Origin of the sequence: Paraburkholderia ginsengisoli NBRC 100965 (genome assembly GCF_000739735.1) — a bacterium.
Lineage (GTDB): Bacteria > Pseudomonadota > Gammaproteobacteria > Burkholderiales > Burkholderiaceae > Paraburkholderia > Paraburkholderia ginsengisoli.
Genome location: NZ_BBJF01000023.1, coordinates 124,755 through 145,162, shown reverse-complemented (window position 1 = coordinate 145,162; position 20,408 = coordinate 124,755). Strand labels below are relative to the sequence as shown.

Annotated in this window: 34 protein-coding genes; 32 read left to right on the top strand and 2 right to left on the bottom strand. The window is 59.2% G+C overall.

The window, feature by feature from the left end; genetic code table 11:
- Positions 1-125 precede the first annotated feature (125 nt).
- The 31 genes from rpsJ (at position 126) to dsbD (ending at position 17,193) form a co-directional block, all read left to right on the top strand.
- The gene (gene rpsJ / locus BGI01S_RS26405; protein ID WP_006998489.1) at positions 126-437 is read left to right on the top strand and encodes a 30S ribosomal protein S10; all 312 of its coding nucleotides are present in this window, start codon (positions 126-128) and stop codon (positions 435-437) included.
- A 201-nt stretch (positions 438-638) separates the two neighbouring features.
- Complete coding sequence (rplC, locus tag BGI01S_RS26400; protein ID WP_007180137.1) at positions 639-1,298, top strand: 50S ribosomal protein L3; 660 nt, start codon at positions 639-641, stop codon at positions 1,296-1,298.
- Positions 1,298-1,918: a 50S ribosomal protein L4 gene (rplD, locus tag BGI01S_RS26395; RefSeq protein ID WP_007180136.1), complete on the top strand. Its 621-nt coding sequence runs from the start codon at positions 1,298-1,300 to the stop codon at positions 1,916-1,918. Before rplC ends, rplD begins: the two co-directional genes overlap by 1 nt.
- Positions 1,915-2,229, top strand: coding sequence for a 50S ribosomal protein L23 (gene rplW / locus BGI01S_RS26390; RefSeq protein ID WP_007180135.1), 315 nt, complete (start codon positions 1,915-1,917; stop codon positions 2,227-2,229). Before rplD ends, rplW begins: the two co-directional genes overlap by 4 nt.
- A 2-nt stretch (positions 2,230-2,231) precedes the next feature.
- The gene (gene rplB, locus BGI01S_RS26385) at positions 2,232-3,059 is read left to right on the top strand and encodes a 50S ribosomal protein L2 (RefSeq protein ID WP_042329260.1); all 828 of its coding nucleotides are present in this window, start codon (positions 2,232-2,234) and stop codon (positions 3,057-3,059) included.
- A gap of 10 nt (positions 3,060-3,069) precedes the next feature.
- Positions 3,070-3,345: a 30S ribosomal protein S19 gene (gene rpsS / locus BGI01S_RS26380; protein WP_004199273.1), complete on the top strand. Its 276-nt coding sequence runs from the start codon at positions 3,070-3,072 to the stop codon at positions 3,343-3,345.
- Between the two features lie 7 nt (positions 3,346-3,352).
- A complete protein-coding gene (gene rplV, locus BGI01S_RS26375; RefSeq protein ID WP_007180133.1) occupies positions 3,353-3,685 on the top strand; it encodes a 50S ribosomal protein L22 in 333 nt (110 codons plus the stop codon).
- 11 nt (positions 3,686-3,696) lie between these two features.
- Complete coding sequence (gene rpsC / locus BGI01S_RS26370; RefSeq protein WP_012434570.1) at positions 3,697-4,503, top strand: 30S ribosomal protein S3; 807 nt, start codon at positions 3,697-3,699, stop codon at positions 4,501-4,503.
- A gap of 2 nt (positions 4,504-4,505) precedes the next feature.
- Entirely contained in the window at positions 4,506-4,922 is a 417-nt protein-coding gene (gene rplP / locus BGI01S_RS26365) for a 50S ribosomal protein L16 (protein ID WP_042329259.1), read from the top strand.
- A 10-nt stretch (positions 4,923-4,932) separates the two neighbouring features.
- Positions 4,933-5,127, top strand: a complete 195-nt coding sequence (rpmC, locus tag BGI01S_RS26360) for a 50S ribosomal protein L29 (protein ID WP_007180130.1) — start codon at positions 4,933-4,935, stop codon at positions 5,125-5,127.
- Positions 5,124-5,396: a 30S ribosomal protein S17 gene (gene rpsQ / locus BGI01S_RS26355; protein WP_007180129.1), complete on the top strand. Its 273-nt coding sequence runs from the start codon at positions 5,124-5,126 to the stop codon at positions 5,394-5,396. The genes rpmC and rpsQ overlap by 4 nt, the downstream gene beginning before the upstream one ends.
- Positions 5,397-5,685: 289 nt before the next feature.
- Positions 5,686-6,054, top strand: a complete 369-nt coding sequence (gene rplN, locus BGI01S_RS26350) for a 50S ribosomal protein L14 (protein WP_006052212.1) — start codon at positions 5,686-5,688, stop codon at positions 6,052-6,054.
- Positions 6,055-6,063: 9 nt separating this feature from the next.
- On the top strand, positions 6,064-6,372 hold the full coding sequence (gene rplX, locus BGI01S_RS26345) for a 50S ribosomal protein L24 (protein WP_042329258.1): 309 nt from the start codon (positions 6,064-6,066) through the stop codon (positions 6,370-6,372).
- A 17-nt stretch (positions 6,373-6,389) separates the two neighbouring features.
- Entirely contained in the window at positions 6,390-6,929 is a 540-nt protein-coding gene (gene rplE / locus BGI01S_RS26340) for a 50S ribosomal protein L5 (protein WP_006052214.1), read from the top strand.
- A gap of 7 nt (positions 6,930-6,936) precedes the next feature.
- Complete coding sequence (rpsN, locus tag BGI01S_RS26335; RefSeq protein ID WP_006052215.1) at positions 6,937-7,242, top strand: 30S ribosomal protein S14; 306 nt, start codon at positions 6,937-6,939, stop codon at positions 7,240-7,242.
- A 14-nt stretch (positions 7,243-7,256) separates the two neighbouring features.
- Positions 7,257-7,652: a 30S ribosomal protein S8 gene (rpsH, locus tag BGI01S_RS26330; protein WP_006052216.1), complete on the top strand. Its 396-nt coding sequence runs from the start codon at positions 7,257-7,259 to the stop codon at positions 7,650-7,652.
- A gap of 18 nt (positions 7,653-7,670) precedes the next feature.
- Positions 7,671-8,201 carry a 50S ribosomal protein L6 gene (gene rplF / locus BGI01S_RS26325; RefSeq protein WP_042329257.1) on the top strand — a complete coding sequence of 177 codons (531 nt, stop codon included), beginning with the start codon at positions 7,671-7,673 and terminating at the stop codon, positions 8,199-8,201.
- Between the two features lie 12 nt (positions 8,202-8,213).
- Positions 8,214-8,579, top strand: coding sequence for a 50S ribosomal protein L18 (rplR, locus tag BGI01S_RS26320; RefSeq protein WP_006052218.1), 366 nt, complete (start codon positions 8,214-8,216; stop codon positions 8,577-8,579).
- 14 nt (positions 8,580-8,593) lie between these two features.
- A complete protein-coding gene (gene rpsE / locus BGI01S_RS26315; protein WP_006052219.1) occupies positions 8,594-9,112 on the top strand; it encodes a 30S ribosomal protein S5 in 519 nt (172 codons plus the stop codon).
- Positions 9,113-9,122: 10 nt separating this feature from the next.
- On the top strand, positions 9,123-9,305 hold the full coding sequence (gene rpmD / locus BGI01S_RS26310) for a 50S ribosomal protein L30 (protein ID WP_007180126.1): 183 nt from the start codon (positions 9,123-9,125) through the stop codon (positions 9,303-9,305).
- A 29-nt stretch (positions 9,306-9,334) separates the two neighbouring features.
- On the top strand, positions 9,335-9,769 hold the full coding sequence (gene rplO, locus BGI01S_RS26305; protein ID WP_011490050.1) for a 50S ribosomal protein L15: 435 nt from the start codon (positions 9,335-9,337) through the stop codon (positions 9,767-9,769).
- 46 nt (positions 9,770-9,815) lie between these two features.
- Positions 9,816-11,162: a preprotein translocase subunit SecY gene (secY, locus tag BGI01S_RS26300; protein WP_042329256.1), complete on the top strand. Its 1,347-nt coding sequence runs from the start codon at positions 9,816-9,818 to the stop codon at positions 11,160-11,162.
- An 8-nt stretch (positions 11,163-11,170) separates the two neighbouring features.
- A complete protein-coding gene (infA, locus tag BGI01S_RS26295) occupies positions 11,171-11,389 on the top strand; it encodes a translation initiation factor IF-1 (RefSeq protein ID WP_004521905.1) in 219 nt (72 codons plus the stop codon).
- 20 nt (positions 11,390-11,409) lie between these two features.
- Entirely contained in the window at positions 11,410-11,526 is a 117-nt protein-coding gene (gene rpmJ / locus BGI01S_RS29840; protein ID WP_004199844.1) for a 50S ribosomal protein L36, read from the top strand.
- Positions 11,527-11,567: 41 nt separating this feature from the next.
- A complete protein-coding gene (rpsM, locus tag BGI01S_RS26290) occupies positions 11,568-11,933 on the top strand; it encodes a 30S ribosomal protein S13 (protein ID WP_012434566.1) in 366 nt (121 codons plus the stop codon).
- Between the two features lie 28 nt (positions 11,934-11,961).
- Entirely contained in the window at positions 11,962-12,366 is a 405-nt protein-coding gene (gene rpsK, locus BGI01S_RS26285; protein WP_006052224.1) for a 30S ribosomal protein S11, read from the top strand.
- A gap of 148 nt (positions 12,367-12,514) precedes the next feature.
- On the top strand, positions 12,515-13,138 hold the full coding sequence (gene rpsD / locus BGI01S_RS26280) for a 30S ribosomal protein S4 (protein WP_042329255.1): 624 nt from the start codon (positions 12,515-12,517) through the stop codon (positions 13,136-13,138).
- Positions 13,139-13,262: 124 nt separating this feature from the next.
- Positions 13,263-14,240 carry a DNA-directed RNA polymerase subunit alpha gene (locus tag BGI01S_RS26275; protein ID WP_042329254.1) on the top strand — a complete coding sequence of 326 codons (978 nt, stop codon included), beginning with the start codon at positions 13,263-13,265 and terminating at the stop codon, positions 14,238-14,240.
- 172 nt (positions 14,241-14,412) lie between these two features.
- Entirely contained in the window at positions 14,413-14,805 is a 393-nt protein-coding gene (rplQ, locus tag BGI01S_RS26270; RefSeq protein ID WP_006052227.1) for a 50S ribosomal protein L17, read from the top strand.
- A 185-nt stretch (positions 14,806-14,990) separates the two neighbouring features.
- On the top strand, positions 14,991-15,323 hold the full coding sequence (cutA, locus tag BGI01S_RS26265) for a divalent-cation tolerance protein CutA (RefSeq protein ID WP_042329253.1): 333 nt from the start codon (positions 14,991-14,993) through the stop codon (positions 15,321-15,323).
- On the top strand, positions 15,316-17,193 hold the full coding sequence (gene dsbD, locus BGI01S_RS26260) for a protein-disulfide reductase DsbD (protein ID WP_042329251.1): 1,878 nt from the start codon (positions 15,316-15,318) through the stop codon (positions 17,191-17,193). Before cutA ends, dsbD begins: the two co-directional genes overlap by 8 nt.
- 425 nt (positions 17,194-17,618) lie before the next feature.
- On the opposite strand, the gene hemB is transcribed toward dsbD, so the two are convergent.
- Both hemB and yihA read right to left on the bottom strand, forming a co-directional pair.
- Entirely contained in the window at positions 17,619-18,617 is a 999-nt protein-coding gene (hemB, locus tag BGI01S_RS26255; protein WP_042329249.1) for a porphobilinogen synthase, read from the bottom strand.
- A 249-nt stretch (positions 18,618-18,866) separates the two neighbouring features.
- Positions 18,867-19,520, bottom strand: coding sequence for a ribosome biogenesis GTP-binding protein YihA/YsxC (gene yihA, locus BGI01S_RS26250; protein WP_042329246.1), 654 nt, complete (start codon positions 19,518-19,520; stop codon positions 18,867-18,869).
- Positions 19,521-19,736: 216 nt separating this feature from the next.
- On the opposite strand from yihA, the gene BGI01S_RS26245 reads away from it, so the two are divergent.
- Entirely contained in the window at positions 19,737-20,390 is a 654-nt protein-coding gene (locus BGI01S_RS26245) for a c-type cytochrome (protein ID WP_042329244.1), read from the top strand.
- The last annotated feature ends 18 nt before the right edge of the window (positions 20,391-20,408 follow it).

Here is a 20,408-nt window from a genome sequence, read left to right as displayed (position 1 = left end):
AATCGCGGATTGAATTTGCAGTAAGTGGTGCCCGGAGCCGGGCGCCGGCCCCAAGCGGGCTCCCGGCTCTACGTTCTTTTACTATCGGCGGCGCAATACCGCCTCGCTCTTTCAAAGGAATTGTCATGCAGAACCAGAAAATCCGCATTCGCCTGAAGGCTTTCGACTATCGCCTGATCGATCAATCGGCAGCTGAAATCGTTGACACGGCTAAGCGGACTGGCGCAATCGTTCGTGGTCCGGTGCCCCTGCCGACCCGCATTCAACGCTTCGACATCCTGCGTTCGCCGCACGTCAACAAGACCTCGCGCGATCAGCTCGAAATCCGTACGCACCAACGCCTGATGGACATCGTCGATCCGACGGACAAGACCGTTGACGCACTGATGAAGCTCGATCTGCCGGCTGGCGTGGACGTTGAAATCAAGCTGCAATAAGGCTTCCAGAGCTTGTCCGGCTTGCCGGGCAGCGCTAAGTCATTGATTGCTTGCGGAAAACGAAAAGCCTCGCTATAATGCAAGGCTTTTCGCGCATTTGCGCAAAAAAGTCGGTGTGCTGCAGCGTGATTTCACGCCCGAAACGGCACCGGCATTTTGTAAATTAGCCCCGACCAATCGCAGTCGGGAATGGAGAAAACGATGAGCCTTGGACTCGTAGGTCGCAAGGTTGGCATGACCCGTATCTTCACGGCAGAAGGGGATTCGATTCCCGTTACCGTGCTGGACGTGTCCGACAACCGCGTGACGCAGATCAAGACTGTTGAAACCGACGGCTACACGGCCGTGCAGGTTGCATTCGGTACGCGCCGTGCATCGCGCGTGACGAAGCCGTTGGCCGGTCATCTCGCCAAAGCCGGTGTTCAAGCCGGTGAAATCCTCAAAGAATTCCAGATCGATGCTGCCAAGGCTGCCGAGTTGTCGAACGGCACCGTGGTCGGTCCCGACCTGTTCGAAGTAGGCCAGAAGGTCGACGTGCAAGGCGTGTCGATCGGTAAGGGCTACGCCGGTACCATCAAGCGTTACAACTTCGCATCCGGCCGTGCATCGCATGGTAACTCGCGCTCGCACAACGTGCCGGGTTCGATCGGTATGGCGCAGGACCCGGGTCGTGTTTTCCCGGGTAAGCGCATGACCGGTCACATGGGTGACGACACGGTAACGGTGCAAAACCTCGAAATCGCTCGTATCGACGCTGACCGCAAGCTGTTGCTGGTCAAGGGCGCCGTTCCGGGTGCGAAGGGTGGCAAGGTATTCGTTACGCCGGCCGTGAAGACGCGTGCCGTGAAAGGAGCGAAATAATGGAACTTAAGCTCCTGAATGCCAATGGTCAGGAAGGTGCAGGCGTTAGCGCGTCGGACGTCGTGTTCGGCCGCGATTACAACGAAGCCCTGATTCACCAGGTAGTGGTGGCGTATCAAGCGAATGCCCGTAGCGGCAACCGCGCGCAGAAGGATCGTGAGCAAGTCAAGCACACAACCAAGAAGCCGTGGCGCCAGAAGGGTACGGGCCGCGCCCGTGCCGGTATGTCGTCGAGCCCGTTGTGGCGCGGCGGTGGCCGGATCTTCCCGAATTCGCCGGAAGAAAACTTTTCGCACAAGGTCAACAAGAAGATGCATCGCGCAGGTCTCTGCTCGATCTTCTCGCAGCTGGCCCGCGAAGGCCGCATCTCGGTGGTCGACGAGCTGACGCTCGAAGCGCCGAAGACGAAGCTGCTGGCCGAAAAATTCAAGGCGATGGGTCTCGATTCCGTGCTGGTGATTACCGACACGGTTGACGAAAACCTGTACCTCGCGTCGCGCAACCTCGCCCATGTGGCAGTTGTCGAGCCGCGTTACGCCGACCCGCTGTCGCTGATCTACTTCAAGAAGATCCTGATCACGAAGGCTGCGGTCGCCCAGATCGAGGAGTTGCTGTCATGAGCGAGATTCGCAAGAACGATCATCGTTTGATGCAGGTCCTGCTCGCGCCGGTGATCTCCGAAAAGGCGACGCTGGTGGCCGACAAGAACGAGCAGGTTGTGTTCGAAGTCGCGCCCGATGCCACGAAGCAGGAAGTGAAAGCTGCAGTCGAGCTGCTGTTCAAGGTGGAAGTCAATTCCGTCAACGTGCTGGTCTCGAAGGGCAAAGCCAAGCGCTTTGGCCGCTTCATGGGCAAGCGCAAGGACGTGAAGAAGGCGTACGTCTGCCTGAAGCCCGGCCAGGAAATCAACTTTGAAGCGGAGGCCAAGTAATCATGGCAATCGTTAAAGTTAAGCCGACTTCGCCGGGTCGCCGCGCGATGGTCAAGGTGGTCAACAAGGAACTGCATAAGGGCAAGCCGTACGCACCGCTGCTCGATTCGCAATCCTCGACCGCCGGCCGTAACAACAACGGTCACATCACCACGCGTCATAAGGGTGGTGGTCACAAGCATCACTACCGTGTCGTCGATTTCCGTCGTAACAAGGACGGTATCGCAGCGAAGGTGGAACGTCTCGAGTACGACCCGAACCGCAGCGCGAACATCGCGCTGGTTCTGTACGCAGACGGCGAGCGTCGTTACATCATTGCACCGAAGGGCGTTACCGTCGGTCAGCAACTGATGTCGGGTTCGGAAGCGCCGATCCGCGCAGGTAACACGCTGCCGATCCGCAACATTCCGGTCGGTACGACGATCCACTGCATCGAAATGTTGCCGGGCAAGGGCGCGCAAATGGCGCGTTCGGCTGGCACTTCGGCGATGCTGCTGGCTCGTGAAGGCATCTACGCACAGGTCCGCCTGCGCTCGGGTGAAATCCGCCGCGTTCACGTTGAGTGCCGCGCGACGATTGGTGAAGTTGGCAACGAAGAGCATAGCCTCCGTCAAATCGGTAAGGCTGGCGCGAACCGCTGGCGCGGTATCCGCCCGACGGTGCGTGGCGTTGCAATGAACCCGGTCGATCACCCGCACGGTGGTGGTGAAGGCAAGACGGCTGCAGGTCGCGATCCGGTGAGCCCGTGGGGCACGCCTGCTAAGGGTTATCGCACCCGCAGCAACAAGCGCACGACGAGCATGATCGTCCAGCGCCGTCACAAGCGTTAAGGAGTAGGCAATGGCACGTTCTGTAAAAAAAGGTCCGTTCTGCGACGCCCATTTGCTGAAGAAAGTTGAGGCGGCAGCAGCTTCGCGGGATAAGAAGCCGATCAAAACCTGGTCGCGTCGCTCGACGATCCTCCCGGATTTCATCGGTCTGACGATCGCCGTTCACAACGGCCGTCAACACGTTCCGGTGTACATCTCGGAAAACATGGTCGGCCACAAGCTTGGCGAGTTTGCATTGACCCGTACGTTCAAGGGTCACGCAGCCGACAAGAAGGCTAAGAAATAAGGGGCTCATGATGGAAGTGAAAGCAATTCATCGCGGTGCCCGCATCTCGGCGCAGAAAACGCGCCTTGTGGCTGACCAGATCCGCGGTTTGCCGGTCGACAAGGCGCTGAACGTTCTGACGTTCTCGCCGAAGAAGGCTGCGGGAATCGTGAAAAAGGTCGTGCTGTCGGCGATCGCGAATGCGGAGCATAACGAAGGCGCCGATATCGATGAGCTCAAGATCACGAGCATCTACATCGACAAGGCTGCATCGCTCAAGCGTTTCACCGCGCGCGCTAAAGGCCGTGGTAACCGCATCGAGAAGCAATCCTGTCACATCACTGTGACGGTCGGGAATTAAGGGGTCATACGATGGGACAGAAAATTCATCCGACTGGCTTCCGTTTGGCCGTCAGCCGCAATTGGGCGTCGCGTTGGTACGCGAACAACAACAATTTCGCGGCGATGTTGCAGGAAGACATCGGTGTTCGTGAATACCTGAAGAAGAAGCTGAAGAACGCGTCCGTCGGCCGCGTTGTCATCGAGCGTCCTGCAAAGAACGCACGCATCACGATTTTCAGCTCGCGTCCGGGTGTCGTGATCGGTAAGAAGGGTGAAGACATTGAACTGCTGAAGTCCGAGCTGCAAAAGCGCATGGGCGTTCCGGTTCACGTCAACATCGAAGAAATCCGCAAGCCGGAAACCGATGCGCAACTGATCGCTGATTCGATCACGCAGCAGCTCGAGCGCCGGATCATGTTCCGCCGCGCGATGAAGCGCGCGATGCAAAACGCAATGCGTCTGGGTGCTCAAGGTATCAAGATCATGAGCGCGGGTCGTCTGAACGGTATCGAAATCGCTCGTACGGAATGGTATCGCGAAGGTCGCGTGCCGCTTCATACGCTGCGTGCTGATATCGACTACGCAACTTCGGAAGCGAAGACGACGTACGGCATCATCGGCGTGAAGGTGTGGGTCTACAAGGGCGATACGCTCGGCCGCAACGACGCACCGGTGGTTGAAGAAGTCGCCGAAGAAAAGCGTCCGCGCCGCAACGCACGTCCGGGTGGCGATCGCCGTCCGCGTCGCGATGGTGAAGGTGGTGGCCCGGCAGGTGCACGCCGTGGCGCTCCCCGTCGTGCTGGCGGTGCCGGCGGCGACGGGAAGACTGGAGAATAACGATGCTGCAACCGAAACGCAGAAAGTATCGCAAAGAGCAGAAAGGTCGTAACACCGGTATTGCTACCCGCGGCAACGCGGTGTCGTTCGGTGAGTTCGGCCTGAAGGCTGTCGGTCGTGGTCGCTTGACCGCGCGCCAGATTGAAGCGGCACGTCGTGCAATGACGCGTCACATCAAGCGTGGCGGTCGTATCTGGATCCGCATCTTCCCGGACAAGCCAATCTCGCACAAGCCGGCTGAAGTACGTATGGGTAACGGTAAAGGTAACCCTGAGTACTACGTCGCAGAGATTCAACCGGGCAAGATGCTGTACGAAATGGACGGCGTAACCGAAGAGCTGGCACGCGAAGCGTTCCGTCTGGCTGCAGCTAAGCTGCCGCTCAAGACGACGTTTATCGTGCGTCAGCTCGGCGCCTAAGGAGCAAATGATGAAGGCTTCCGAACTTCACCAGAAAGATCAGGCCGCGCTCAACAAGGAGCTGTCGGACCTGTTGAAGGCGCAATTCGGCCTGCGCATGCAACTCGCGACCCAGCAGCTCACGAACACGAGCCAGCTGAAGAAGGTCCGTCGCGACATCGCACGTGTGCGGACCGTCCTGACTGAGAAGGCGAACCAGAAATGAACGATAGCGTAAAAACCTCGCTCAAGCGGACGCTGGTCGGCAAGGTCGTCAGCAACAAGATGGACAAGACGGTCACCGTGCTGGTCGAGCACCGCGTGAAGCACCCGATCTACGGCAAGTACGTTGTGCGTTCGAAGAAGTACCACGCGCACGACGATGCGAACACGTACAACGAGGGTGACCTCGTTGAAATCCAGGAAACGCGTCCGATTTCGAAGACGAAAGCTTGGGTTGTGGCTCGCCTGGTCGAGGCTGCTCGCGTCATCTGACGCCGCAAAGTTGTAGAAGTAATTGAAATCGCAGTAAGTTTCGCTTGCAAGGCCGGGATTATGTGATATGATCTCGGTCTTCCCTCTTTATGGGAGCCCCGTCGCGGGCGAAGTTGGTGGGGGAAGCGGTTCGGGCGCCAGCCTGTGCCGAAGGATTCACCGGATTGCGATGGCGGGTTTCGTTTGCCGTCGCTGCTGTTCATACCCAAGCAGCCGATTGGCTGACGGGACCAAGACTGACCGGGTACGCCATGGTGGTGTGACCGGATTAAGTTGGGAAAGATAAACCATGATCCAGACCGAAACTCGGCTTGAAGTGGCCGACAACACGGGTGCGCGTGAAGTCATGTGCATCAAGGTGCTCGGCGGCTCGAAGCGTCGTTATGCCAGCATTGGCGACATCATTAAGGTGACCGTCAAAGAAGCAACGCCGCGCGGGCGCGTGAAGAAAGGCGAAATTTATAACGCCGTGGTGGTTCGCACCGCCAAGGGCGTGCGCCGTCAGGACGGCTCGCTGATCAAGTTCGATGGCAACGCCGCCGTGTTGTTGAATGCCAAGCTCGAACCTATTGGCACCCGTATTTTCGGGCCTGTCACGCGCGAGTTGCGTAGCGAACGATTCATGAAGATCGTTTCGCTGGCACCTGAAGTGCTGTAAGGAGTCGCGATGAACAAGATTCGCAAAGGTGACGAAGTTATCGTCATCACCGGCAAAGATAAAGGCAAGCGCGGCGTCGTGCTGTCCGTTGGCGAAGGCAAGGTTGTTGTCGAGGGTATTAACCTCGTCAAGAAGCATGTCAAGCCGAACCCGATGAAGGGTACGACGGGTGGTGTGGAAGCCAAGACGATGCCGCTGCAAATTTCGAACGTCGCATTGGTCGACGCGAATGGCAAGGCGTCGCGTGTAGGCATCAAGGTCGAAGGAGACAAGAAAGTCCGTTTCCTTAAAACGACCGGTGCCGAGCTGAGCGCCTGACGCTGCGGAGTAAAAAAATGGCTCGTTTGCAAGAGTTTTACAAAGAGAAGGTTGTACCCGGCCTCATCGAGAAGTTCGGTTACAAGTCCGTGATGGAAGTGCCGCGCATCACCAAGATCACCCTGAACATGGGCCTTGGCGAAGCGGTCGCTGACAAGAAGATCATCGAGAACGCCGTTGGCGACCTGACGAAGATTGCAGGCCAGAAGCCGGTGATCACGAAGGCACGCAAGGCAATCGCTGGCTTCAAGATCCGTCAGGGCTATCCGATCGGTGCAATGGTCACGTTGCGTGGTCAGGCAATGTACGAATTTCTGGACCGTTTCGTTACGGTCGCGCTCCCGCGTGTGCGTGACTTCCGTGGCGTGTCGGGTCGTGCGTTCGATGGTCGCGGCAACTACAACATCGGTGTGAAAGAGCAGATCATTTTCCCCGAAATCGACTACGACAAGATCGACGCACTGCGTGGGCTGAACATCAGCATCACGACGACTGCGAAGACCGACGACGAAGCAAAGGCTCTGCTCGCCAGCTTCAAGTTCCCGTTCAGAAACTGAGGTTACCGTGGCTAAACTGGCACTGATCGAACGTGAAAAGAAGCGTGCTCGCCTGGCCGCTAAGTACGCTCCCAAGCGTGCTGAGCTGAAAGCGATCATCGGCGATATGAGCAAGTCGGACGAAGAGCATTACGCAGCACGTCTGGAACTGCAACAACTGCCGCGCAACTCTAACCCGACCCGTAAGCGCAACCGTTGCGCAATTACCGGTCGCCCGCGTGGCACGTTCCGTAAATTCGGGCTGGCGCGTAACAAGATTCGCGAAATCGCGTTCCGCGGCGAGATCCCTGGCCTGACCAAGGCGAGCTGGTAATAGGAGAAACGTAAATGAGCATGAGTGATCCTATCGCCGATATGCTGACTCGCATCCGCAATGCGCAGATGGTTGAGAAAGTCTCGGTGACTATGCCCTCGTCGAAAGTCAAGGTTGCGATTGCGCAGGTCCTGAAGGACGAAGGCTATATCGATGATTTCGCAGTGAAGTCCGAAGGTGCGAAGTCTGAATTGAACATCGTGTTGAAGTACTACGCTGGCCGTCCGGTTATCGAGCGCATTGAGCGCGTTTCGAAGCCTGGTCTGCGTGTGTACCGCGGCCGTAACGACATCCCCGTGGTCATGAATGGCCTCGGCGTGGCAATCGTGTCGACGCCGAAGGGCGTGATGACGGACCGCAAGGCGCGTGCAACGGGCGTTGGCGGCGAAGTCATCTGCTACGTCGCTTAAGGCCGAAAGGAGAGAAACATGTCTCGAGTAGGTAAAAGCCCGATCGCGCTGCAAGGCGCAGAAGTGGCCCTTAGCGACGAACGCATTACCGTCAAGGGTCCGCTGGGTACGATTTCGCAGGCTGCCAACAGTCTGGTGAAAGTGGTGAACGACAACGGCACGCTGAAGGTCGAGCCGGTTGGCGAAAGCCGCGAAGCGAATGCGATGTCGGGCACGATGCGCGCACTGGTTGCGAACATGGTGCACGGCGTGACGAAGGGTTTCGAGCGCAAGCTGACGCTGGTTGGCGTCGGTTACCGCGCACAAGCGCAAGGCGACAAGCTGAACCTGTCGCTGGGTTTCTCGCACCCCGTGGTGCACCAGATGCCGGAAGGCGTCAAGGCTGAAACCCCGACGCAAACCGAAATCGTGATCAAGGGGATCAGTAAGCAACAAGTTGGCCAAGTCGCTGCAGAAGTGCGCGGCTATCGCCCGCCGGAGCCCTACAAGGGCAAGGGTGTGCGTTACGCCAATGAGGTTGTGATCCTCAAAGAAACGAAGAAGAAGTAAGGGTGCGCAATCATGGATAAGACTCAATCTCGCCTGCGCCGCGCTCGTCAGACGCGTATCAAGATCGCTGAGCTGCAGGTCGCGCGTCTCGCCGTGCATCGCACGAACACGCACATCTATGCGCAAGTGTTCTCGCCGTGTGGCACCAAGGTGCTCGCCAGCGCGTCGACGCTCGAAGCCGAAGTGCGTGCGCAACTGGCTGATCAGACGGGCAAGGGCGGCAACGTCGCTGCAGCGACCCTGATCGGTAAGCGCATTGCAGAAAAGGCTAAGGCTGCCGGCATCGAATCCGTCGCCTTCGACCGTTCGGGTTTCCGTTACCACGGCCGCGTGAAAGCGCTGGCTGATGCGGCGCGCGAAGCCGGACTCAAGTTCTAAGGGAAGAATTCGTCATGGCAAAGATGCAAGCGAAAGTTCAGGCTGACGAACGCGACGACGGCCTTCGTGAAAAAATGATTTCGGTCAACCGCGTGACCAAGGTCGTGAAGGGTGGCCGGATTCTCGGTTTCGCCGCACTGACCGTGGTTGGTGACGGTGATGGCCGCGTCGGTATGGGCAAGGGCAAGGCGAAGGAAGTGCCGGTCGCTGTTCAGAAGGCGATGGAACAGGCTCGCCGCAACATGTTCAAGGTTCCGCTCAAGAACGGTACCCTGCAACACGAAGTGCACGGTAAGCACGGCGCATCGATGGTCCTCCTGGCTCCGGCTAAGGACGGTACCGGCGTGATCGCTGGCGGCCCGATGCGCGCAGTGTTCGACGTGATGGGCGTGCAGAACGTTGTGGCCAAGAGCCACGGTTCGACGAACCCGTACAACCTCGTTCGTGCAACCCTCGACGGCCTGCGCAAGCAGTCGACGCCGGGTGACATCGCGGCGAAGCGCGGCAAGTCCGTCGAAGATATTCTGGGCTAAGGTGGACACCATGTCTGATAAAACTGTCAAGGTCCAGCTCGTCAAGAGCCTGATCGGCACCCGTGAAACGCATCGTGCAACGGTGCGTGGCTTGGGCCTGCGCCGACTCAACTCGGTTAGCGAGTTGCAGGACACGCCGGCTGTGCGCGGCATGATCAACAAGGTTTCGTACCTCGTTAAGGTCATCAGCTAAGCGGCTGACCAGGACTCAAGGAGTTGATAATGGAATTGAATAACCTGAAGCCGGCTGAAGGCGCGAAGCACGCAAAGCGTCGCGTTGGTCGCGGCATCGGCTCCGGCCTCGGCAAGACCGCTGGCCGTGGTCACAAAGGTCAGAAGTCGCGTTCGGGCGGCTTTCACAAGGTTGGCTTCGAAGGCGGTCAAATGCCGCTGCAACGTCGCCTGCCAAAGCGTGGCTTCACCTCGCTGACGAAGGAATTCGTTGGTGAAGTGCGTCTCTCGGATCTGGAAAAGCTGCCGGTCGACGAAATCGACCTGCTGGCTCTGAAGCAAGCCGGCCTGGTTGGCGAGCTGATCAAGAGCGCCAAGATCATCGCGACGGGCGAGCTCAAGCGCAAGGTCGTTGTGAAGGGTCTGGGTGCGACGAAGGGTGCGCGCGCTGCTATCGAAGCAGCCGGCGGCTCTTTTGCCGAGTAACGCGCAACCTATTTGCCGTCACTAGCATTTGCATCGGAGAAGGTACTTGGCTAACAGCCCGAGTCTCGCAAAACCCGGTCGCAGCGCGGCGAAGTTTGGCGATCTGCGTCGGCGTGCAGTGTTCCTGCTGCTGGCGTTGATCGTCTACCGTATCGGCGCGCACATTCCGGTGCCGGGTATTGACCCGGACCAGCTGGCAAAGTTGTTCCAAAGTCAGTCGGGCGGCATCCTTGGCATGTTCAACATGTTCTCGGGTGGCGCGCTTTCGCGGTTCACGATTTTTGCGCTGGGGATCATGCCGTACATTTCGGCGTCGATCATCATGCAGTTGCTGGCGATTGTTTCGCCGCAGCTCGAAGCGCTGAAAAAGGAAGGGCAGGCGGGTCAACGGAAGATTACGCAGTACACGCGTATCTTTACGGTCCTGCTGGCGACGTTCCAGGCGTTCGGCATTGCCGTCGCACTGGAAAATCAGCCGGGCCTGGTGATCGATCCGGGGATGGTGTTTCGGTTGACGACGGTCGTGACGCTGGTGACCGGCACGATGTTCCTGATGTGGCTGGGTGAGCAGATCACGGAGCGCGGGCTTGGCAACGGTATCTCGATCATCATTTTCGGCGGTATTGCGGCGGGTTTCCCGAACGCAATCGGTGGTCTTTTCGAACTGGTGCGAACTGGCTCGATGAGCATCATCTCGGCGATTATTGTGGTCGCGCTGATTGCTGCTGTGACGTATCTGGTGGTGTTCATCGAACGCGGCCAGCGCAAGATTCTTGTGAACTACGCCAAGCGGCAAGTCGGTAACAAGATTTACGGCGGACAGTCTTCGCATCTGCCGCTGAAGCTGAACATGTCGGGCGTGATTCCGCCGATCTTCGCATCGTCGATCATTCTCTTCCCGGCAACTATCCTGAACTGGTTTAGTTCGGGGTCGCGTACCAGCTGGTTCGCAGACACGTTGCACAACGTGGCCGAAGCCCTTAAGCCCGGTCAACCCGTGTACGTGTTGCTGTACGCGTTGGCGATCGTTTTCTTCTGCTTTTTCTACACCGCACTGGTGTTCAATAGCAGGGAAACGGCCGACAACCTGAAAAAGAGTGGCGCTTTCGTCCCAGGCATCCGCCCGGGCGATCAAACGGCGCGATATATCGACCGCATCTTGACGCGTCTGACGCTGGCGGGTGCGATCTACATCGTGTTCGTTTGTCTGCTGCCCGAATTTCTGGTGCTGCGCTGGAACGTGCCGTTTTATTTTGGTGGAACGTCGCTGCTGATCATTGTCGTCGTCACAATGGATTTCATGGCGCAGGTGCAGTCGTACGTTATGTCGCAACAGTATGAATCGCTGCTGAAGAAAGCTAATTTCAAAGGCGGCGGCGTCCCGATGCGTTGAAAGGACTTATGGCCAAAGACGATGTTATCCAGATGCAGGGTGAAGTCATCGAAAACCTGCCTAACGCTACCTTCAGGGTGAAGCTGGAAAACGGCCATGTCGTATTGGGACACATATCCGGCAAGATGCGGATGCACTACATCCGAATCTTGCCGGGCGACAAGGTAACGGTTGAATTGACGCCTTACGATCTGTCGCGTGCGCGGATCGTGTTCCGGGCGAAGTGATTTGAAAAAAGGGTAATATCATGAAAGTGATGGCATCGGTTAAGCGCATTTGCCGCAATTGCAAGATCATCAAGCGCAAAGGCGTTGTGCGCGTGATTTGCAGCTCTGATCCGCGCCACAAACAGCGTCAAGGCTGAACGCCGCGCTTTTTGCTGCGCTTTTTGTTTGAGGAAAAACAATGGCTCGTATCGCAGGGGTTAACATCCCGAATCACCAGCATACCGAAATCGGCCTGACGGCTATTTACGGTGTCGGCCGCACGCGCTCGCGCGACATTTGCGTCGCTGCTGGTGTGGCATTTTCGAAGAAGGTCAAAGACCTGAACGACGCAGACCTCGAAAAGCTGCGTGAAGAAGTCGGCAAGTTCATCGTTGAAGGCGATCTGCGCCGTGAAACGACGATGAACATCAAGCGCCTGATGGATCTCGGCTGCTACCGTGGCGTTCGGCATCGTAAGGGCTTGCCCCTGCGCGGCCAACGTACGCGTACGAATGCCCGTACGCGCAAGGGTCCGCGTCGTGCAGCGCAATCGCTGAAGAAGTAAGCGGAACTGACAGTTACAGGAAAACGTAATGGCTAAGGCTTCGAACAACTCCGCGGCGCAACGCGTTCGCAAGAAGGTCAAGAAGAACGTCGCCGAGGGCGTGGTTCACGTTCACGCGTCGTTCAACAACACCATCATCACGATCACCGATCGTCAAGGCAATGCACTTGCTTGGGCAACGTCGGGTGGTCAGGGCTTCAAGGGTTCGCGTAAATCGACCCCGTTTGCAGCTCAGGTGGCAGCCGAATCGGCAGGCCGCGTGGCGATGGAATACGGCGTCAAGAACCTCGAAGTGCGGATCAAGGGCCCTGGTCCTGGCCGTGAGTCGGCGGTGCGCGCGTTGCATGGTCTTGGCATCAAGATCACCGCGATCTCCGACGTGACTCCGGTGCCGCACAACGGCTGCCGTCCGCCGAAGCGTCGTCGTATCTAAGACGCTGGTTTTGCTAGCGCCTGTTGCCGCCCTGTGCGGCGGCAGGCTGCTTGCGCTATTGAATTGACTAAGCCCACCGTTCGACCCAAAGGGTTCGGACTAGCGCGAATGCATGCCGTTTGCGTGATTAATCAACGAAGGAATCAACGTGGCACGTTATATCGGCCCTAAGGCCAAGCTGTCCCGCCGTGAAGGCACTGACCTCTTCCTGAAGAGCGCCCGTCGTTCGCTCGCTGACAAGTGCAAGCTTGACAGCAAGCCTGGCCAACATGGCCGCACCTCGGGTGCACGTACGTCCGACTACGGCACGCAGCTGCGCGAGAAGCAAAAAGTCAAGCGCATCTACGGTGTGCTCGAGCGTCAATTCCGCCGTTACTTCGCTGAAGCCGACCGCCTGAAGGGCAACACGGGTGAAAACCTGCTGCAATTGCTCGAATCGCGTCTGGACAACGTCGTGTATCGCATGGGCTTCGGCTCGACGCGCGCTGAAGCACGTCAGCTCGTTAGCCACAAGGCGATCACGGTGAACGGCGTCGTGTCGAACATCCCGTCGATGCAAGTGAAGGCAGGCGACGTCGTCGCAGTGCGCGAACAGAAGAAGAAGCAGGCGCGTATTCTCGAAGCGCTGTCGCTGGCCGAGCAAGGCGGTCTGCCGAGCTGGGTCGCTGTCGATTCGAAGAATTTCGAAGGCACGTTCAAGTCGAAGCCGGAACGCAGCGACATCGCTGGCGATATCAACGAAAGCCTGATCGTCGAATTGTATTCGCGGTAATCGGATTAACGGCCGGGGCACCCCGATTGCGTTGCGCAAGGGGGCGTCTCGGCTGTTTATTTTCAGGTTGTTACCGGTCAGCCTTATCGGTGTAACGAGCCGAGGGTATTGAAAAGGAAAACCTATGCAAACCAGTTTGTTGAAGCCCAAGATCATCGCAGTTGAATCGCTTGGCGAGAGCCACGCGAAAGTGGTCATGGAACCGTTTGAACGCGGTTACGGCCACACCTTGGGTAACGCGCTCCGGCGCGTGCTGCTGTCGTCGATGGTGGGCTACGCGCCGACCGAAGTGACGATCGCAGGCGTCGTACATGAATATTCGACGCTCGACGGTGTGCAAGAGGATGTGGTCAACCTGCTGTTGAACCTGAAGGGCGTCGTGTTCAAGCTGCATAACCGTGATGAAGTCACGGTTACGCTGCGCAAGGACGGCGAAGGCGTTGTCACCGCTGGCGACATCGAACTCGCGCACGATTGCGAAGTGATCAACCCGGATCACGTGATTGCGCATCTGTCGAAGGGCGGCAAGCTCGACGTGCAGATCAAGGTTGAAAAGGGCCGCGGCTACGTGCCCGGCAATGTGCGTCGTTATGGCGAAGAGTCGGCCAAGATCATCGGCCGTATCGTGCTGGACGCGTCGTTCTCGCCGGTTCGCCGTGTGAGCTACGCCGTTGAAAGCGCTCGCGTCGAACAGCGTACCGACCTCGACAAGCTCGTGATGAACATCGAAACCAACGGTGTGATCTCGCCGGAAGAAGCGATCCGTCAATCGGCTCGTATTCTGGTGGACCAACTGTCGGTGTTCGCTGCACTGGAAGGTACCGAAGCAACGGCTGAAGCGCCGTCGCGTGCGCCGCAGATCGATCCGATCCTGCTGCGTCCGGTCGATGATCTCGAACTGACGGTTCGTTCCGCGAACTGCCTGAAGGCCGAGAACATCTACTACATCGGCGACCTGATCCAGCGCACGGAAAACGAGTTGCTCAAGACGCCGAATCTGGGTCGCAAGTCGCTGAACGAAATCAAGGAAGTATTGGCGTCGCGTGGTTTGACGCTCGGCATGAAGCTCGAAAACTGGCCACCCGCAGGGCTGGACAAATAAGTCGAGTGGCAATCCCGGGCCAGAGCCCGACCGCTGCACTGGCAAAGACGCGGATTTTCCTTTAAAATCCGCGTCTTGTCTTTTTTCACTACCGGCCCGTGCACTCGCTACTTTCGGGTAGACCGAGCGCGATAGAAGAGCTGGACCAAAACTTTGAATTGAAGGAATTAACATGCGTCACCGTCATGGTCTGCGGAAACTGAACCGCACGAGCAGCCACCGCCTGGCAATGCTCCGTAATATGTCCAACTCGCTGATCGAGCACGAAGTCATCAAGACCACGCTGCCGAAGGCGAAAGAACTCCGTAAAGTCGTCGAGCCGCTGATCACGCTCGGCAAGAAGCCGTCGCTGGCAAATCGTCGTCTGGCGTTCAACCGCCTGCGCGATCGTGACTCGGTCACGAAGCTGTTCGAAGTTCTCGGCCCGCGTTACGCTACCCGTCCGGGCGGCTACCTGCGCGTCCTGAAGTTCGGCTTCCGCGTCGGCGACAACGCACCGATGGCACTTGTCGAACTGCTCGACCGTCCGGAAGTTGAAGAAGTTGAAGTGCAAGAAGCTGAGTAAGCTTTTTAGCATCGAGAAAAGCCAGGCGAATAGCCTGGCTTTTTTCTTTTATGGCGGGTCATTCGCTGCGGCCATCCGCTTCTTGGCGGCCAAACGCGGCCGCGCACGCTGCGGCACCGTCAGCGGCGCCACAGGGTCAGGTGATACGATATCGGCACCTGAATCGTGCGTCGCCGGAGCTTTTTGTGAGTGTGAATGTGATCCTGATTCTGACCACGGTGCCGGATGCAGCCGTCGCTCAGAAGCTCGCCGCAGATGCGCTGGCTGCGCGGTTGTGCGCCTGCGTCACGCAATTAGGCAGCGTGCAGTCGAGCTATCACTGGCAGGGCAAAATCGAATCCGCGGAGGAGATCCAGTTGCTGTTCAAAACGAGCGCCGCGCGCGCGCTGGAGCTCGAGCATTTCATTCAGGCTCACCATCCCTACGACACGCCGGAAATCCTCTTGTGGCAAGCGACGGCATCAGCCGCGTACGGCCAATGGATCACTGCTGAAACCCAACGTCCTCTCCATGTTTAACGGTCTCGACCGGCGCGCGCGTCACGCGCTGCGCATCGTATTCTTCCTGCTCGGCTGTGCAGTTCTCGCGCAGTTCGCCCCGCTGGCCCGCGCTGCGGACGATTTTCTCGATCCGGCCGTCGCGTTCAAATTCAGCGCCACCGAGAAACCCGGCGAAGTTGTCGTAACCTACAAGATCGCCGACGGCTACTACATGTACCGCGAGCGCTTCGCATTTGCGACTCGCAACGGCACGGCCATGCTGGGCGAGCCGCAATTGCCGGCCGGCCATGTGAAGTTCGATCAGACCTTCAACAAGAACGTCGAGACTTATCGCAACGAGCTGACGATCCGCATACCAGTCAAACAGGCGGGGGGACCATTCGATCTGGCGGTGACGTCGCAGGGGTGCGCCGACGCCGGTATCTGTTATCCGCCGATGGAGCGCGTCTACCATGTGAGCGGCGAAGCCTTGCAGCCCGCCGGCAGCGCGGCGGCCGCCGCGGCGACGCAACAATCCCCAGCGGCCGACGAGCCTTGGTACGAGCGCGCCACCAGCGCCGACTACGCCCAGTCGCTACTGCAGCGCGGCGGCTTCTTCGCGATCGTCGGGCTCTATTTCATCGCCGGCGCTGTGCTCAGTCTGCTGCCGTGCTCGTATCCGATGATTCCGATCTTGTCGGCAATCATCATCGGTGAAGGCGCGCGGGTAACGCGGGCGCGTGGCTTCGCGTTGTCGCTGGCTTACGTGATTGGGATGGCGCTCGTGTACACCGCGCTCGGTGTGGCGGCGGCGCTCGTCGGACAGAGCCTCGGCGCGTGGCTGCAAAATCCGTGGGTGCTCGGCGCGTTTGCCGTGCTGCTGACGATTTTCGCGCTGACGCTGATCGCGGGCTTCGATATCGCGCTGCCTCAGCGCTGGCAGGACGGCGTTTCGAGCGCGTCGAAAGGACGCTCAGGCGGCAAGTTTGCCGCGGTCGCCATGATGGGCGCACTCTCGGCGCTGGTGGTCGGCGCCTGCATGACCGCTCCGCTCTTTGCCGTACTGGCCTTCATCGCGCATACCGGCGATGCGGTCCTCGGCGGCGCGGCACTGTTTTCGATGGGACTCGGACTCGGCGTGCCGCTCCTCATCGTCGGACTGGGCGCTGGCACCCTGCTGCCGCGCGCGGGTGCATGGATGGACGGCGTCAAGGTGTTTTTCGGCGTCGTGCTGCTGGCTGCGGCACTGTGGATCGTCTGGCCGGTGCTCGGCGCCACTGCGACGATGCTGTTGAGCGCCCTGTGGCTGCTGGTGGCCGCGGCTTCGCTTGGGTTGTTCTCGGCACCGGTCGTCGGCGGGTCGGTGTGGCGCGGGCTGGGGCGGGGGATCGGTGCTGCGTTGGCAGTCTGGGCTGCGGTGTTGCTGGTCGGTTTGGCTGCCGGCTCGTCCGATCCGCTGAGGCCCCTCGCCGTGCTGGCGTTGCGCGGCGCGGAGCCCGGCACTGTCGCCGCGAACGTCTCCAGCAAACCGGGAGCGGCCTCGCAGGGCGATCTGACGTTTGCTTCGGTCCGCTCGTCGAGTGAACTCGACCAGGCCGTCAAAACGGCTGCACAGCCCGCTATGCTCGATTTTTATGCGGACTGGTGCGTCAGCTGCAAGGAAATGGAGAAGTTCACCTTCAGCGATCCGCGCGTTCAAGCGAAATTGAAGCAAATGAACTTGCTACGGGCCGACGTTACTGCGAACAACACTGACGATCAGGCGCTGCTCAAGCGTTTCGGCCTGTTTGGGCCACCGGGGATCATTTTCTTCGATCAGGGCGGGAAGGAAGTGCTGCGCGTCGTAGGGTATGAATCTGCGGATAAATTCTTGCGCACGCTGGACCGGGCGGGCGCGTCGGGAGTGTGACGGGGCGAATCGCTGTGAGGTAACGGGCCGGTCAAGCGTCAATGACCATGGGTTCGCTCACTAGGGCGACAGTACCTTAGTCACGCAGGTGCCTGGTCAAGGACACGACGGAGTCCGTTTAGCGCGGTGACGTGCAGGCATGCTGGAACGGGAGAGGACTTGGGCGTTACTCGACACACGTCGGCTGCCTCATCGCTCGTGAGCGCAGGGGGCATGCATCAAACTTTGGTCTGGTAACAAGTCAAACCGAATAGCGCACGCGAGACATAAAGCCGGACGCAAAGCCCGTCACAAACCGCAACTGGGCAAATCCACCGCGCCGAGCCCCGCAAAGCCTCCATAAAAAAACGGAGGCGGCCCCAAGGTCCACCCCCGTTTCTCTCAATCGCCAAAATCTAGAGCCACCCGCAAAGGCGGCCAATCAGCTACTTCTGCGAACGCAAAATCCGCGCGGCATCCAGCGCGAAATACGTCAGCACCCCATCCGCACCGGCCCGCTTGAACGCGAGCAGCGATTCCATCATGACCTTGTCGTGATCGAGCCAGCCGTTCTGCGCGGCCGCCTTCAGCATCGCGTATTCGCCGCTGACCTGGTACACGTAGGTCGGGAACTGGAACTCGTCCTTTACGCGACGCACGATATCCAGATACGGCATGCCCGGCTTGACCATTACCATGTCGGCGCCTTCGTTGATGTCCGCTTGCACTTCACGCAGCGCTTCATTCGAATTGGCCGGGTCCATCTGATACGTCATCTTGTTGCTCTTGCCGAGGTTCGTCGCGGACCCCACAGCATCGCGGAACGGGCCGTAGAACGCCGACGCAAACTTGGCCGCGTAGGCCATGATGCGCGTATGGACGTGATCCTCGCTCTCGAGCATTTCGCGGATCGCGCCGATGCGGCCGTCCATCATGTCCGAAGGCGCGACGATGTCGACACCCGCTTCAGCCTGCGCGCGCGCCTGCTCGACAAGTATCTCGACGGTTTCGTCGTTGATCACATAGCCCGCTTCGTCGAGCACGCCGTCCTGACCGTGGCTCGTGTACGGATCGAGCGCGACGTCGGTGAGCACGCCCAGTTCGGGGAAATTCTTCTTCAGCTCGCGCACGGCACGCGGGATCAGGCCGGCCGGGTTGGCCGCTTCGCGGCCATCGGGCGTTTTGAGCGATGGCTCGATCGCGGGGAACAGCGACAGCACAGGCACGCCCAATTCGACGCATTGCTCGGCGACGCCCATCAGCAGATCGACCGACACGCGTTCTACGCCCGGCATCGACGGTACGGCCTGCCGCACGTTGGTGCCCTCGACGATGAACACAGGGTAAATCAGATCGTTGGTGGTGAGGATGTTTTCCCGCATCATGCGACGCGAGAAGTCGTCACGGCGCATGCGGCGCGGACGGTAGTGCGGGTAGAAGCTCATATCGAATCGAAGATCGTGGATGTGTGGAGTGAACAAGTAACGCCTGCCTCCGCTCCCGGAAACTTTTCGAGACAATGGTATATCATACCGATCGAGCAAGGCGCCTTGCGCTGACCTCCCCGCTTCTCCTCCCTGAGCGGGTGCCTGTCGTTTTTTCGATTAGGCTGTTTGACCCGCCGTTTAAGCGGCGGGTTTTTTTATGGGCGGCCGGAAATGGCACTTTGGCCCGTCCGAGCCGGGTCGCTGAACTTACTGCGCCGCGTCCGTTTCGCCCTTCGCCTCGGGAATCAGCCAGCTTTCGATCAACCCGTGCGCTTCATCGATTCCGACACGCTTGAGCGCCGAAAACAGCTGCGCGGTGAGTTCGCCCTGGTAGCCGGCGGTGCGATATTCCGCCAGACCTTTCTGCGTGGCGCGCAACGCGTTCACGCTTTCCTGGCGCGTCAATTTGTCGCATTTGGTAAGCAGCGTGTGGATCGGCTTGCCGGTCGGCGCGAACCACTCGATCATGCGCCGGTCCAGATCGGTCAGCGGGCGGCGCGAGTCCATCATCAGGATCATGCCGCGCAGTTGCGAGCGCGATTGCAGATATGTGGACAGCAACGCTTCCCAGTGAGCCTTGGCCGCGCCCGGCACCTCTGCATAGCCGTAGCCCGGCAGGTCGACCAGATGGGCGGTCGGCTCATCCGCCTTGCCTACCGAAAAATAATTGATGTGCTGCGTGCGTCCCGGCGTCTTACTGGCGAAGGCGAGCCGCTTCTGATTGCACAGGATATTGATGGCCGTTGACTTGCCCGCGTTCGAACGTCCCGCGAAGGCGATCTCGGGTTGCGAGGTGGCCGGCAGATCGCGCAGATGATTGACGGTCGTGAAAAAGCGGGATTGGTGGAGCAGGAAGGACATGATCAGGCCAGGATTCGAGACGCCGGGGAACCCGGAGTGGGGACGGGTCAAGCCCGACTGGCGTCTTAGCGATTAGCGAGTTATTGTACAATACGATGGTTTACTGAAAACCTGAGGGGGCCAGCCCGCGTGCCTTGGCGGCTCCTGGCGGTCACTCGGTCGCCGTCGTATTTTGCAAAACCTCTAAAATCCCACAAGACGAGACAGGGTGTGCGAATGAATCGACTGAGCAAGACTCTGATGGTGCTTCATGTAGCGGCAGGTCTTTCAGGTTTGGCAATTCAGGCACGAGCAGCAGATCCGGTAAAGCCGGACGTCAATCGGGGGCAGGCAATCGCGGTTCAGGTATGCGCGTCATGTCACGGCGCAGACGGCAACAGTGCCGGCGGTGCCTATCCGAAGCTGGCGGGCCAGCATCCCGAATATCTCGTCAAGCAGCTGCACGATTTCAAGATTCAGCCGGGCGCCAAGCAGCCCGCGCGCAACAATGCGATCATGGCGGGCATGGCCGCGGCGCTATCCGATCAGGACATGGTCAACGTCGCCGCCTATTTCGCGACGCAGACTCCGAAGCCCGGCTACGCGCACAACAAGGACACCGTCGCGCTCGGTCAGAAGATCTATCGCGGTGGGATCGCCGACAAGGGCGTGCCGGCCTGCGCGAGCTGTCACGGCCCGACCGGTCAGGGGATTCCGTCGCAGTTCCCGCTTCTGTCGGGGCAATGGGCGGAATACTCGGTGGCGCAGTTGGCCGCGTTCACGCAGGGTCCAGGCGCACGCAACAACAACGAGGCGATGCATGCCATTGCATCGCGTCTGTCGGACAGCGAGATCAAGGCTGTTGCCGATTACATCGCGGGCTTGCGTTAAGCAGTCCGCTCGCAAGTG

Coding starts and splice junctions, on each gene's coding strand:
- rpsJ (WP_006998489.1), top strand. CDS start 126: ATGCAGAACCAGAAAATCCGCATTCGCCTGAAGGCTTTCGACTATCGC.
- rplC (WP_007180137.1), top strand. CDS start 639: ATGAGCCTTGGACTCGTAGGTCGCAAGGTTGGCATGACCCGTATCTTC.
- rplD (WP_007180136.1), top strand. CDS start 1,298: ATGGAACTTAAGCTCCTGAATGCCAATGGTCAGGAAGGTGCAGGCGTT.
- rplW (WP_007180135.1), top strand. CDS start 1,915: ATGAGCGAGATTCGCAAGAACGATCATCGTTTGATGCAGGTCCTGCTC.
- rplB (WP_042329260.1), top strand. CDS start 2,232: ATGGCAATCGTTAAAGTTAAGCCGACTTCGCCGGGTCGCCGCGCGATG.
- rpsS (WP_004199273.1), top strand. CDS start 3,070: ATGGCACGTTCTGTAAAAAAAGGTCCGTTCTGCGACGCCCATTTGCTG.
- rplV (WP_007180133.1), top strand. CDS start 3,353: ATGATGGAAGTGAAAGCAATTCATCGCGGTGCCCGCATCTCGGCGCAG.
- rpsC (WP_012434570.1), top strand. CDS start 3,697: ATGGGACAGAAAATTCATCCGACTGGCTTCCGTTTGGCCGTCAGCCGC.
- rplP (WP_042329259.1), top strand. CDS start 4,506: ATGCTGCAACCGAAACGCAGAAAGTATCGCAAAGAGCAGAAAGGTCGT.
- rpmC (WP_007180130.1), top strand. CDS start 4,933: ATGAAGGCTTCCGAACTTCACCAGAAAGATCAGGCCGCGCTCAACAAG.
- rpsQ (WP_007180129.1), top strand. CDS start 5,124: ATGAACGATAGCGTAAAAACCTCGCTCAAGCGGACGCTGGTCGGCAAG.
- rplN (WP_006052212.1), top strand. CDS start 5,686: ATGATCCAGACCGAAACTCGGCTTGAAGTGGCCGACAACACGGGTGCG.
- rplX (WP_042329258.1), top strand. CDS start 6,064: ATGAACAAGATTCGCAAAGGTGACGAAGTTATCGTCATCACCGGCAAA.
- rplE (WP_006052214.1), top strand. CDS start 6,390: ATGGCTCGTTTGCAAGAGTTTTACAAAGAGAAGGTTGTACCCGGCCTC.
- rpsH (WP_006052216.1), top strand. CDS start 7,257: ATGAGCATGAGTGATCCTATCGCCGATATGCTGACTCGCATCCGCAAT.
- rplF (WP_042329257.1), top strand. CDS start 7,671: ATGTCTCGAGTAGGTAAAAGCCCGATCGCGCTGCAAGGCGCAGAAGTG.
- rplR (WP_006052218.1), top strand. CDS start 8,214: ATGGATAAGACTCAATCTCGCCTGCGCCGCGCTCGTCAGACGCGTATC.
- rpsE (WP_006052219.1), top strand. CDS start 8,594: ATGGCAAAGATGCAAGCGAAAGTTCAGGCTGACGAACGCGACGACGGC.
- rpmD (WP_007180126.1), top strand. CDS start 9,123: ATGTCTGATAAAACTGTCAAGGTCCAGCTCGTCAAGAGCCTGATCGGC.
- rplO (WP_011490050.1), top strand. CDS start 9,335: ATGGAATTGAATAACCTGAAGCCGGCTGAAGGCGCGAAGCACGCAAAG.
- infA (WP_004521905.1), top strand. CDS start 11,171: ATGGCCAAAGACGATGTTATCCAGATGCAGGGTGAAGTCATCGAAAAC.
- rpmJ (WP_004199844.1), top strand. CDS start 11,410: ATGAAAGTGATGGCATCGGTTAAGCGCATTTGCCGCAATTGCAAGATC.
- rpsM (WP_012434566.1), top strand. CDS start 11,568: ATGGCTCGTATCGCAGGGGTTAACATCCCGAATCACCAGCATACCGAA.
- rpsK (WP_006052224.1), top strand. CDS start 11,962: ATGGCTAAGGCTTCGAACAACTCCGCGGCGCAACGCGTTCGCAAGAAG.
- BGI01S_RS26275 (WP_042329254.1), top strand. CDS start 13,263: ATGCAAACCAGTTTGTTGAAGCCCAAGATCATCGCAGTTGAATCGCTT.
- rplQ (WP_006052227.1), top strand. CDS start 14,413: ATGCGTCACCGTCATGGTCTGCGGAAACTGAACCGCACGAGCAGCCAC.
- dsbD (WP_042329251.1), top strand. CDS start 15,316: ATGTTTAACGGTCTCGACCGGCGCGCGCGTCACGCGCTGCGCATCGTA.
- hemB (WP_042329249.1), bottom strand. CDS start 18,617: ATGAGCTTCTACCCGCACTACCGTCCGCGCCGCATGCGCCGTGACGAC.
- yihA (WP_042329246.1), bottom strand. CDS start 19,520: ATGTCCTTCCTGCTCCACCAATCCCGCTTTTTCACGACCGTCAATCAT.
- BGI01S_RS26245 (WP_042329244.1), top strand. CDS start 19,737: ATGAATCGACTGAGCAAGACTCTGATGGTGCTTCATGTAGCGGCAGGT.